Consider the following 11949-nt stretch of genomic DNA (forward strand, 5'->3'; position numbering starts at 1 on the left):
GCAGGAGTCTAATTGATGAATAAATTTGCCGATTTTATTGCCCGCAATCAGTACAGCCACATGATCATTCTTGCAGTTCTGCTGTTGGTGATCCTGCCGCTGTCGATGGATATCTTCCGCCTTAACCTGGTGGGAAAATATCTCACTTACGCTTTCGTTGCCCTCGGTCTGGTTCTTTGCTGGGGCTACGGTGGCATTCTCAGCCTCGGTCAGGGGGTATTCTTTGGCCTGGGCGGTTACTGCATGGCGATGTTCCTGAAACTGGAAGCCTCGTCACCTGAAAATACAGCGATTCAGTCGACTCCCGGCATTCCGGACTTTATGGACTGGAACCAGCTCACCGAACTGCCATGGTTCTGGGAACCCTTCCACAGCTTTGGCTTTACTCTGTTCGCTGTTATTGCTGTGCCCGCTGTCTTCGCTTTTATCATTGCTGTTGCCATGTTCAAGCGTCGTGTCGGTGGTGTGTACTTCGCCATTATCACGCAGGCGGTTGCGGCCATCCTGACCATCCTGATTATCGGTCAGCAAGGTTACACCGGCGGCGTAAACGGTATTACCGACCTGCGCACACTGCATGGTTGGGATATCCGTACTGACGAAGCGAAGTACATCCTCTACTACATCAACGCGCTGCTACTGTTTATCTGCCTGTTCGTTGCCGCCTTTGTGATTAAAAGCAAACTCGGCCGCTTATTAGTCGCGATGCGTGAAAGTGAAGAACGCGTTCGCTTCTCTGGCTACGACGTCTCTGGATTCAAAATCTTTATCTTCTGCCTGGCTGCGGCAATCTCCGCGATCGGCGGCGCAATGTTCACGCTTCAGGTCGGATTTATGTCGCCTACCTTCGTTGGCATCGTTCCTTCGATTGAAATGGTGATCTTCTGCGCACTGGGTGGTCGTCTTTCTATTCTCGGCGCTGTGTACGGCACATTACTCGTTAACTGGGCTAAGACCAGCTTTTCGGAAAGCTTCCCCGAACTCTGGCTGTTCGCTATGGGTGCTCTGTTTATCGGCGTTGTAATGGCCTTCCCGAATGGTCTTGCTGGTATCTATCAGCGCTATATCGAACCCATACTGCTGCGTATGTCCGGTAAGTCTCAGGATGATTCACCCGCCACGCCTGGTCCGCAGGAACCCACTGCCAAAGAAAATTCGCCTGAAGAGGCTCTGACTGACGAATCCCGGACAGAAGAGGAACGCAAACATGCTTGAGTCAACGAAATCCATTCCAGCAAAAGACTTTGTCTTGAGCGTAGAAGGTCTGACTGTGTCCTTCGATGGCTTTAAAGCAGTGAACGATTTATCGCTGTACGTCGAAGAACAAGAAATCCGCGTCATTATCGGCCCTAACGGGGCCGGTAAGACCACGGTACTGGATCTCATCTGTGGCCGTACCAAGGCCACTGAAGGTTCGATTAAATTTAAGGGTAAAGAATTAACCAAGCTGAACGAGCACCAGATTGTTCACGCCGGTGTGGGTCGGAAATTCCAGAACCCATCCATCTATGAAGACCTGACGGTATTCGAAAATCTTGAGCTGTCGTTCCCGCGTGGACGCAACGTCTGGGGTGCCCTCTTCTTCCGTCGCGATAAAGAGGTCGTCGACAAAGTAAAAGAAATCGCCGACATGATTTTTCTCGGCGACAAACTGGATACCTCAGCTGACCTGCTCTCTCACGGTCAGAAGCAGTGGCTGGAAATTGGCATGCTGCTGATCCAGGACCCTGAGCTCCTGATGTTGGACGAGCCGGTTGCAGGTATGTCGGTCTCTGAGCGTAAACAGACAGCAGACCTGCTGCACCGAATTACCAAAGACCGCTCAGTACTTGTGATTGAACACGATATGCAATTCGTTGCCGACATTGCCGACCGGGTGACCGTGCTTCACCAGGGCAAGGTTTTATCTGAAGGCTCAATGGAACGGGTGCAGTCTGACCCTAAAGTCGTCGAAGTCTACCTGGGCCATTAAGGGGAACTACCATGCTGCAATTAAACGATTACTCCGTCGCCTACGGCCAGAGCACCATCATTGATGGTATGAACCTGACCCTTAAAGAGAACGAAATCATCGCCATTCTCGGTCGCAATGGCATGGGCAAAACCACATTGATGAAATCCCTGATTGGCATGATTCCAAGCAAGGGAGGCACGGTTAAATTGGCGGACAAAGAACTGTCGCCATTAAAGAGTCACGAGCGTGTCAGTGCTGGTCTGGCCTTCGTGCCCCAGGGCCGGATGATTTTCTCGACCATGACGGTAGAAGAAAACATCGAAACCGGACTGACCAGCACCGGTGAGCGCAACATTCCATCTGACCTCTACAGCATCTTCCCGGTGCTGGATGAAATGAAACATCGCCGCGGTGGCAACCTGTCGGGCGGTCAGCAACAACAGCTTGCGATCGCACGAGCACTGGCAAGTAACCCGGATGTCCTCATTCTGGATGAACCTACCGAGGGGATTCAGCCCAGCATCATTAAAGATATGGCCAAAACGCTGAAACAGATACGTACACAGCGTGGCTTGTCGATTCTGGTTTCCGAGCAGGTACTCAGTTTTGCACTGGATGTCGCTGACCGGATTCTGGTGATTGAAAAAGGAAAAATTGTACTGGACGTACCGGTCGAAGAAGCCGACCAGGAAACCATTTCAAAATACCTTTCTGTTTAAGCGGAGAACATTATGCGTCACGGTGATATTTCCAGTAGCCCAGATACCGTTGGTGTTGCGGTCGTTAATTACAAAATGCCACGTCTTCACAGTAAAGCTGAAGTCCTCGACAACGCCCGCAAAATTGCCGACATGATCAAGGGCATGAAAGTCGGATTGCCCGGTATGGATCTGGTCGTATTCCCGGAATATTCAACCATGGGAATCATGTACGACGAAGAGGAAATGTATGCCACTGCTGCCACTATCCCGGGTGATGAAACGGACATCTTCGCAGCTGCCTGCAAAGAGGCCGATACCTGGGGCATCTTTTCACTGACAGGTGAACAGCACGAAGAACACCCGAATAAAGCGCCTTATAACACGCTAGTCCTGATCAATAACGAAGGCGAAATTGTTCAGAAATATCGTAAGTGCATTCCGTGGTGCCCGATTGAAGGCTGGTATCCCGGTGACCGTACTTATGTAAGTGAAGGTCCTAAAGGGTTAAAAATCAGTCTGATCATCTGTGATGACGGTAACTATCCGGAGATCTGGCGCGACTGTGCCATGAAAGGCGCAGAGCTGATTGTTCGCTGTCAGGGCTACATGTACCCAGCCAAAGAACAACAGATCATGATGGCGAAAACCATGGCATGGGCAAACAACTGCTACGTAGCTGTCGCCAATGCAACAGGCTTCGACGGTGTCTATTCCTACTTTGGTCACTCTGCTCTGATCGGCTTCGATGGCCGTACACTCGGCGAATGTGGCGAAGAAGACATGGGTGTCCAGTACGCCCAATTATCTGTGTCACAGATTCGCGACGCCCGTAAAAACGATCAGTCGCAGAATCATTTGTTCAAACTTCTGCACCGTGGATACAGCGGTGTTCATGCCTCGGGCGATGGTGACAAAGGCATTGCCGATTGCCCATTCGAGTTCTATCGCACCTGGGTAACCGATGCTGAAAAAGCCCAGGCCGATGTCGAAGCCATGACGCGCACAACAGTCGGCGTAGCAGATTGCCCGGTCGGTACTCTGCCCGTTGAAGAGCGCTCAATGGAGGCTGGCGAGTAATCGCCAGATTGCCGATGGTCTTTGTCACTGATCGCATTCGTTCACAGACACAATCGCAGAGCCAACCGCTTCTGTCGCGGTTCGCTTTTCAGCCGGCTGAAGTATCAGCTCACCTGAAAGCATGTATCCGTAGTCAGGATGCCGTGATTGATCGGCTTGAATCGCAACTGAATGTGATCAGTGCCGGACTTAACGACCGTCGGCGCCCGCTTCTCTCAGCTTTATTTATCGGCGCGACCGGCGTTGGTAAAACCGAAATGGTGCGACAGGTTGCGCAGGCGATTCACGGTCGCAGCGATGCTTTCTGTCGTATCGATATGAATACTCTCGCACAGAGCCACTACAGTGCTGCTATTACAGGGGCACCTCCGGGCTATGTGGGCAGCAAAGAAAACCTCAGCTTACTTAATGAAGAACTGATCAGTGGCACAAGCTCGCGCCCGGGCATTGTCCTGTTCGATGAAATAGAAAAAGCAGACCACTCGGTGGTACTGAGTCTGATGAATATCCTCGACAACGGCACCCTGAAGCTGGCGTCGGGACAGAAGTCGATCAGTTTTACCAATACGCTGGTGTTTATGACGAGTAATGTCGGCAGTCGCCTCGCTGAGTCATTACGCTGGCTGGACTCCGTTCCCGGAGTTAACCGCAGTGGTCTTTATAAACGCGCACTGGAGCGCCATTTTAATACGGAATTTATCAACCGCATTGGCATTGTTGAGTACTTCTCTGCACTGACATCGGAGGATATGCCGAGTCTGGTTGAAGGCCTTGAGCAGTCGCTGAATTCTCAACTGAAACGCCACAACACCAGTATTGAACTTGAACCGGCGGCTCGTGATTTTATCGTCATGACATCCGGATTCCGTAAGTACGGTGCCCGCGCCATCGAACGTCGTTTCCGCGACCTGGTTATTACCGAGGTGGCTCGTCACCTCACTGCGCACAACGACACTATGAATACACACCTGCAGGGCGTTCTGTCTGAACGACAGATCACTCTGCTCCCGGTTTCCCTTGCGGAAACGCACTCTGAATTCCCTTCCGAACCGGAATTTACCCCGAAAAGCCCCAAGGCTACCTAAGGAGAAAACCATGACTGATACCATCATTAAAATTGATCTCAGTAAATCCGCTTATGAAAATGACCAGGTTCACAACCGCTGGCATCCGGACATTCCGATGGTAGCAACCGTAAAACCCGGTGATGACTTCATTGTTGAATGTTATGACTGGACCGGTGGTCAGATTGAAAATAACGACGACGCTTCCGACGTCCGTGATGTCGACCTGAGCCAGGTTCACTTCTTATCCGGCCCGATTAAAGTCGAAGGCGCAGAGCCAGGCGATCTTCTCGAAGTTGATATTCTGGACATCGGTGCTTTCCCTGATAACCAGTGGGGCTTCAATGGTTTCTTCTCGAAAAAGAACGGCGGTGGCTTCCTGACCGATCGCTTCCCGGAAGCACAGAAATCCATCTGGGACTTCAACGGCATGATGACCAGCTCACGTCACGTTCCAGGCGTTGAGTTTGCCGGTATTCTCCACCCCGGTCTGATCGGCTGTCTGCCAGACAAAAAAATGCTGGATATGTGGAATACCCGTGAAAAAGCTTTAGTCGACACCGATCCAGAACGCGTCCCCGAACTGGCGACACTGCCTTATGCAGAAACGGCTCACATGGGTCGCCTATCAGGGGACGAAAAAGCGAAAGCAGCAGCCGAAGGTGCGCGTACTGTGCCTCCTCGTGAGCACGGTGGTAACTGTGATATTAAAGACCTGACACGCGGTTCTAAAGTCTATTTCCCTGTCTATGTTGATGGTGCGGGCCTGTCTGTTGGTGACCTTCACTTCTCACAGGGTGACGGTGAAATCACCTTCTGTGGCGCGATTGAAATGGCGGGCTGGATTCACATGCGCGTTAATATCATCAAAGATGGTATGGCGAAGTATCAGGTTAAAAATCCAATCTTTAAGCCAAGTAAGATGGTACCGAAATACGACGATTATCTGATTTTTGAAGGTATTTCTGTTGATGAAGACGGTAAACAGCATTACCTGGATACTAGCATTGCCTATCGTCAGGCCTGTCATAACGCGATTAACTACTTAACTCAGTTCGGTTATAGCGAAGCTCAGGGTTACGCCATCATTGGTTGTGCACCGGTACAGGGCCACATCAGTGGTGTGGTTGATATTCCGAACTCCTGTGCGACGCTTTGGTTACCAACCGATATCTTCGAGTTTGACGTGCAGCCGAATTCCGAAGGGCCTAAGAAACACCTCGATGGCAGCATCGATATTCCAAAAGCGCCGGATCTTTAATAAGGGGATTTAACTATGCCACTCTATGACTATAAATGTCCTGAACACGGTGTATTCCAGGAACTGGCTTCGATGGAGCACCACGATAAACCCGCGTTCTGCCCGCAATGCCAGACTATGTCTGCGCGGGTGATTGTGTTGCCACCAGAGATTGCCAGCATGATCAAAGAGCGGCGGGAAGCCATGGAAGCGAACGAAAAAGCAAGTCACTCACCCGAGGTTATGACCGCCGGTGAATTCCATGCGCGCGAGAAGGAAAAGCAGGAGCGCCATGCCCACAAGCATGGTAGCAACTGTGGTTGCAACGCGAAAAAACGTCGGAGCAATCTGATGTATACCGCGGAAGGCAACAAGATGTTCCCCTCGATGCGGCCATGGATGATCAGTCACTGACAGCTCATTACAGCTCTCGAATCACCTTGCAGTTTTTTCGGGGCTGTTTCTGAGACGATCAGTGTTTTGAGACTTCCCCGGGCATCTGCCCGGGGCTTTTTGATAAGGCGACGAAGTAAACCTGTCGCCTTATTTAACCGATAAAAGATTTATCAGTCGGCTTTACGTGCAGGCGCGTTTCCGCCTTTACGGTGAGGCTTACGTGGCTTGTCTTTAAAGTCGCGGCTGCCTTTAAAATCACGGTCTTTAGAACCTTTGCCTTTAAAGCCGCCGTCACGGCGCTTAGGACCACCCGGCTTACGCTCAGGAATACCCGCCTCGCCTTTAAACTCTTTAATTTCCAATGCACGGCCACACACGCGCGCATTGCGCAGTGTTTTCATTGTTTCTGGTGGCATGCCCGCTGGCAGGTCAACGATAGAGTAATTTTCCAGAATTTCGATATGACCGATATAACGGCTTTCGAGATCGGCTTCGTTCGCCACAGCACCCACGAGGTTACCCGGACGCAGGCCGTCATCGTAGCCAACACTAACCATATAACGCACCATATCGACATTTGGCTGACCTTTTAATGGCAGCGGATTAATGTCTGGTGTCGCCTTACGGCCACGGCTACCGCGATCACCTCTGTCGCGAGGTTCACGCTGCTGACGAGGTTCACGATCATCGCGGTCACGTTTTTTGCGTTCCTGCATTTTCTGATCGGCTTTTTCATCAATAAACAGCGCTTTGTCACCCTGAATCAGGCTGGCGCAAGCGGCAGCAACGTCGAGTGCATCGACCGGATGCTCGGTCAGTACAGACTCAATAATCTCGCGGTAAAGTGCATTTTTCTCAGTGTTGAGAGCATCAATAATACGCGCTCGGAAAGCTTCGCGACGCTTTGCATTCACCTGGGCTGCGCTTGGCAACGGCATTTCTTCAATCGGCTGACGCGTGGCTTTTTCAATATCACGCAGCATGCGCTTTTCACGACCACGTACAAATACAATCGCTTCACCTTCACGACCGGCACGGCCAGTACGACCAATACGGTGAACGTACGACTCTGTATCCTGTGGAATGTCGTAGTTGATAACGTGGCTGATGCGTTCAACGTCAAGACCACGAGCGGCAACGTCGGTCGCCACAATCATGTCGAGCTTGCCTGCTTTCAGCTTTTCAACAGCACGTTCACGCTGCTGCTGCGGAATGTCGCCGTTCAGAGGCGCACAACGGAAGCCGTTCGCGGCCATAAAGTCAGCCACTTCTTCCGTTGCTTGCTTGGTGCGCACGAAAATCATCATGGCATCAAAGTCTTCGGTTTCGGCGATACGCAGCAGTGCGTCGTTCTTATGTACACCACCTACAAACCAGTAACGCTGACGGATACGGTCATTGGTGGTTGTCTTTGATTCAATCTTCACCTGTACCGGTTCGTTCAGGTGAGTTTCAGCGACACGCTGGATTTCTTTTGGCATGGTTGCCGAGAACAGAGCGACCTGGCGTTTCGCCGGTGCCTGCTCCAGAATCCAGTTTACGTCGTCAATAAAGCCCATGCGCAGCATTTCATCGGCTTCATCAAGCACGACGGCCTTGATGTCAGCCAGACTCAGCGTGCCGCGACGCAGGTGATCCATAACACGACCCGGCGTACCAACCACCCACTGTGGTCCGCGCTTAAGATCACGCAGCTGGCTACCATAGTCTGAACCGCCATAGATTGCGGTCACATTGATGCCACTCATGTGCTTGCTGTAGGTTTTAGCGGCTTCCGCTACCTGCTGAGCAAGCTCTCGGGTTGGCGCCAGTACCAGCACCTGCGGTGTGCGGAAGTCTGGGTTGGTACGTACCAGCAGTGGCAGCGCGAATGCTGCGGTTTTACCGGTACCCGTCTGGGCCATACCCAGAACGTCTTTGCCTTCCAGCAACGGCGGAATACTGTTTGCCTGAATGGCAGAAGGAGTTTCGTAACCCAGCTCTTCAAGAACACGGAGTACAGGAAATGGCAGGCCCAGGCTCGCAAAGCCTGTGCTGTTCGAATCGGTCATATTTTCACCTGTGTACAATCGCTTAGGGGCTTACCGTTGACGGTCAGTTCTCTGCTGTCCGTGCAATGCTCAATGAGGCATCTGTTGACCCCGAACACCCCTCAGGGTGCTGCTGACACGGTGTTGCCCGACGATCTGATTTAAAAGGGTGGCGGAGTATACACAAATGATGGGACTTTTGCTCGTCTATTTTGCGCTTATGGACAGTGCCTGCGTATAATCGCCCGCCAGATCCACAGGAGAATCTAAAATGTTAAAAGTAAACGAGTATTTCGACGGCAAGGTGATGTCGATTGCCCTGCAGACCGAGACACTGCCAGCGACTGTTGGCGTTATGGAGCCAGGCGATTACGAATTCGGCACCAGCCAGAAAGAAGTCATGACTATCGTGTCAGGCAAGATGGACGCTCTGCTCCCAGGCAGCGAAGAGTGGCAGACCTTCACTAATGGTGAATCCTTCGAGATTGAAGCTAACGTGAATTTCAAAGTCCGCCTGTCAGGTCAGACGGCTTACTTCTGTACTTACGAGTAAGTTGCTCGGGTACAAGTCTTGGGTACAGGTTTAAGTACCTGAGCGTCGTGATCGGGCAGACAACCGCCCGATCACGCTGAGACGTCATCAGTTAAGTCTCAGTTCTTCTACCGGCACCGGGCGACTGAAGAAGAACCCCTGGCAGGTTTCACAGCCGTTATCCCTCAGGAAGTGCAATTGACCTTCCGTCTCGACACCTTCAGCCAGCACCTGTAAACCCAGGCCTTTCGCCATCTGAATGATGGTACGGGTAATGACTTTTCCTTCATCTTCAATTTCGACGCTCTGAACGAAGCCTCGGTCGATTTTGAGCTTATCAACCTGATAACGATGCAGATAAGACAACGAAGAGTAGCCAGTTCCGAAATCATCAATCGCCAGAGCCACCCCTAAGGCTGTCAGTCCCGAAATGGTACTGAGCACCTGAGAACTCGGCTCCAGTAAGGCACCCTCGGTAATTTCCAGTTCAAGCCAGCCTGGATCAATGCCGGTTTCCTCCAGCAATGCCGTCAGACGCCCCACAAGGCCACCGGCCATAAAGGTTGGCTGGGTGATGTTTACCGCAACCGTAATTTTATTTATCCCCTCGTACTGCCAGTCCGCTATCTGGCGACAGGCAACACCCAGCACGTAGCTGTCCAGATCAGGCATCATGCCGCCCTCTTCTGCCACTGGAAGGAAGCGCCCCGGCGGAATGATTTCGCCGTCCGGCGTATGCCAGCGGATCAGTGCTTCAACTCCAACAACGCGACCTTCGGTGAGCTCTACCTGAGGCTGATAATACAATCTCAACTCATCTTCTGTAGTGAGTGCCTGGCGCAAACGGTTGCCCAGTTCAAGACGGTCAGCAACGACCTGAGTCATTTCGTTGCTGTATACCTTGTACTTGTTACGGCCTTCTTTCTTAGCCTCGTACATAGCCACATCGGCGTTACTGAGCAGCTGAGTCACATCAGCCCCATGATCCGGGAACATGGTGACACCTATACTGGCGCCGATATAAAAATCTTTGCCAACCCCCACATCAAAAGGTGTCTTGAGCAACTCAAGAATAATACCGGCAACGTTCTCGATCTGAGAGACGTTACCCACACTTTCCAGCACGACAACAAAATCATCACCACCCTGACGTGCAACGGTATCCGAATCTCTCAACCTTTGGCGCAGACGTTTGGCAAAGTCCTGCAACAAACGATCGCCCGCGGGATGTCCGAGGCTATCATTAATGTGCTTAAAGTGATCCAGATCGATCGCAATCACTCCGACCTTGCGCTGATTAATCGTGGCATCAGCGATCGCACCTTCAAGGCGACTTAGTAGTAAATGGCGATTAGGAAGATTCGTTAAAGAATCGTAATTGGATAAATGTTTGAGTTGTTGTTCGTGCTCTTTTATACGCGACATATCCGAGAATACACCGACGTAATGCGTCACTCGTTTCTGTTCATCACGAACTAAGGTCAGAGTAAGCCACTGAGGATAACTTTCGCCGTTTTTACGTGTATTCCAGATTTCACCGCGCCAGTAACCGCGTTCATTCAACTGACTGTTAATACGCTGGTAAAATTCCCGGTTGTGCCGACTGGAACGAAGAAAACCAAGATCTTTGCCCAGAGCTTCTCGTTCAGAATATCCGGTAATGGTACTGAACGCCGGATTAACCGCTTCAATTTTCTGGTCAGCATCGGTAATCACCACACCTTCCATTGAAAACTCGAACACTGTCATCGCCAGGCGCAGGCGATTCTCCCGTGCCTGCTGTTCAGTAATATCCTGCACCGAACCAACACGAGCAACAACCCGGCCCTCAGCATTAACAATAACTTCAGCACGGCCGTGAATAACTTTCTCTGCTCCGGACGGTAAGCTGATCCGATAGGTCATGTCCGACGGCTTACACTCGTTCATGCTTTCCGTGAGTGTCTGCGCAACACGCTCTATATCTTCGGGGTGAATGTACTCGAAATACTGAGAAAGACTGACGACTTCAAGATTTTCATCCTGCTCAAAAATTGCTGCCGTTTGGGGAGTAATAGTGATCTGATCGTTTTCAACGTCGTCATACCAGGAACCAATATTGGCAAGACGCTCTGTCTGACGTAAAAGATGCTCACGATCTTCGAGTACTTCCATGACATGCAGGCGTTCCTGCATAAGCAGGCAGAACTGCGCGAACGTTCCCAGCTGAGTCAGCTTACGTGGAGAAAGGCGCTGTGTAGGATCATCGAACGTGAGAAATAACCAACCAGTCACGCCATAGTCATTTAACAGGGGAATAGTAGAGAGGCGGTTGCCTCCGAGATAATGACGTAATGCTTCTTCGTCCGCATTTTCATCATCAGCAAAAGAGCAGCGTGGAGATATACTGCCACCCTCTATAGACCATCCATCGCGAATAACCGTCGCCAGTTGCTCCGTATCATTCGGTGACACAGCAACGGCCAGCTCGGGACGTTTTCCTGAGCCGTCTGTCGCGATATAGAGTGCAGCCGCCCTGGCCTTGAGGACTCGGGCCATCTGGAACAACGCTCCCTCAACGTCAGTCGCAAAGGTTGCGGCACGGGTAGTAATAAATACCCGCATGGTTCTCTCCAGAATGGTTTCCAGACGCAAATCAGCCGCACCGAAACGTCCACCATTGGTGACGCCAGCGCGACGACTTTCTTCTTCTACGCGTTTCCATCCCTCACTAGGCTGATATTTCCCTTCAGCTGTTGAGGTCAGCACAACCATACAAATTCTCTGACTCCTGATATTACTGTCTCTGGCACACCCTGATGACCCGTGGTCATATGAATATCAGACGAGCCTTACTACTTAATGTCCGAGCGCCCTAACAACTCTATCACCCGGTAGATCTCTTAAAGTGTAGACTATCAATATGAGGTTTAACTGACTTTTTAACAATTTGAAAGAATCTGGGGAACTTTTTAG

10 protein-coding genes are annotated in these 11949 nt (G+C 51.2%); 8 read left to right on the plus strand and 2 right to left on the minus strand.

The genetic code is table 11. The features are described from left to right. The first annotated feature begins 15 nt into the window (after nt 1–15). Genes urtC through B3007_RS05955 form a run of 7 tightly spaced genes read left to right on the plus strand, consistent with a single transcriptional unit; the run spans nt 16 to nt 6450 of the window. Nucleotides 16–1215, plus strand: coding sequence for an urea ABC transporter permease subunit UrtC (gene urtC, locus B3007_RS05925; RefSeq protein WP_301378056.1), 1200 nt, complete (start codon nt 16–18; stop codon nt 1213–1215). Next, complete coding sequence (urtD, locus tag B3007_RS05930) at nt 1208–1972, plus strand: urea ABC transporter ATP-binding protein UrtD (protein ID WP_068436057.1); 765 nt, start codon at nt 1208–1210, stop codon at nt 1970–1972. The genes urtC and urtD overlap by 8 nt, the downstream gene beginning before the upstream one ends. An 11-nt stretch (nt 1973–1983) precedes the next feature. Continuing rightward, nucleotides 1984–2673 carry an urea ABC transporter ATP-binding subunit UrtE gene (urtE, locus tag B3007_RS05935; RefSeq protein ID WP_297534067.1) on the plus strand — a complete coding sequence of 230 codons (690 nt, stop codon included), beginning with the start codon at nt 1984–1986 and terminating at the stop codon, nt 2671–2673. 12 nt (nt 2674–2685) lie between these two features. Beyond that, nucleotides 2686–3732: an aliphatic amidase gene (locus B3007_RS05940; RefSeq protein ID WP_301378055.1), complete on the plus strand. Its 1047-nt coding sequence runs from the start codon at nt 2686–2688 to the stop codon at nt 3730–3732. 14 nt (nt 3733–3746) lie between these two features. After that, entirely contained in the window at nt 3747–4817 is a 1071-nt protein-coding gene (locus tag B3007_RS05945) for an AAA family ATPase (protein ID WP_301378054.1), read from the plus strand. Nucleotides 4818–4827: 10 nt separating this feature from the next. Next, nucleotides 4828–6057 (plus strand): formamidase, encoded by a 1230-nt coding sequence (gene fmdA / locus B3007_RS05950; RefSeq protein ID WP_076515082.1) that lies wholly within the window; start codon nt 4828–4830, stop codon nt 6055–6057. A gap of 15 nt (nt 6058–6072) precedes the next feature. Next, nucleotides 6073–6450 carry a zinc ribbon domain-containing protein gene (locus tag B3007_RS05955; RefSeq protein WP_068435725.1) on the plus strand — a complete coding sequence of 126 codons (378 nt, stop codon included), beginning with the start codon at nt 6073–6075 and terminating at the stop codon, nt 6448–6450. Between the two features lie 152 nt (nt 6451–6602). Here B3007_RS05955 and B3007_RS05960 read toward each other — a convergent pair whose 3' ends face one another. After that, entirely contained in the window at nt 6603–8483 is a 1881-nt protein-coding gene (locus tag B3007_RS05960) for a DEAD/DEAH box helicase (protein WP_301378053.1), read from the minus strand. Nucleotides 8484–8733: 250 nt separating this feature from the next. Here B3007_RS05960 and B3007_RS05965 point away from each other — a divergent pair, with 250 nt between their 5' ends. Continuing rightward, the gene (locus B3007_RS05965; RefSeq protein ID WP_273091947.1) at nt 8734–9015 is read left to right on the plus strand and encodes a pyrimidine/purine nucleoside phosphorylase; all 282 of its coding nucleotides are present in this window, start codon (nt 8734–8736) and stop codon (nt 9013–9015) included. 87 nt (nt 9016–9102) lie between these two features. Here the strand turns inward: B3007_RS05965 and B3007_RS05970 are convergent, their stop codons facing one another. Continuing rightward, nucleotides 9103–11748: a bifunctional diguanylate cyclase/phosphodiesterase gene (locus tag B3007_RS05970; protein WP_301378052.1), complete on the minus strand. Its 2646-nt coding sequence runs from the start codon at nt 11746–11748 to the stop codon at nt 9103–9105. Nucleotides 11749–11949 lie beyond the last annotated feature (201 nt).

The sequence above is a fragment of the Thalassolituus sp. UBA675 genome, from assembly GCF_002297765.1.
GTDB lineage: Bacteria > Pseudomonadota > Gammaproteobacteria > Pseudomonadales > Oceanobacteraceae > Thalassolituus.

Excerpts from the sequence above, each read along its gene's own strand:
- urtC (WP_301378056.1), top strand. The coding sequence starts at position 16 with ATGAATAAATTTGCCGATTTTATTGCCCGCAATCAGTACAGCCACATG.
- urtD (WP_068436057.1), top strand. The coding sequence starts at position 1,208 with ATGCTTGAGTCAACGAAATCCATTCCAGCAAAAGACTTTGTCTTGAGC.
- urtE (WP_297534067.1), top strand. The coding sequence starts at position 1,984 with ATGCTGCAATTAAACGATTACTCCGTCGCCTACGGCCAGAGCACCATC.
- B3007_RS05940 (WP_301378055.1), top strand. The coding sequence starts at position 2,686 with ATGCGTCACGGTGATATTTCCAGTAGCCCAGATACCGTTGGTGTTGCG.
- B3007_RS05945 (WP_301378054.1), top strand. The coding sequence starts at position 3,747 with ATGGTCTTTGTCACTGATCGCATTCGTTCACAGACACAATCGCAGAGC.
- fmdA (WP_076515082.1), top strand. The coding sequence starts at position 4,828 with ATGACTGATACCATCATTAAAATTGATCTCAGTAAATCCGCTTATGAA.
- B3007_RS05955 (WP_068435725.1), top strand. The coding sequence starts at position 6,073 with ATGCCACTCTATGACTATAAATGTCCTGAACACGGTGTATTCCAGGAA.
- B3007_RS05960 (WP_301378053.1), bottom strand. The coding sequence starts at position 8,483 with ATGACCGATTCGAACAGCACAGGCTTTGCGAGCCTGGGCCTGCCATTT.
- B3007_RS05965 (WP_273091947.1), top strand. The coding sequence starts at position 8,734 with ATGTTAAAAGTAAACGAGTATTTCGACGGCAAGGTGATGTCGATTGCC.
- B3007_RS05970 (WP_301378052.1), bottom strand. The coding sequence starts at position 11,748 with ATGGTTGTGCTGACCTCAACAGCTGAAGGGAAATATCAGCCTAGTGAG.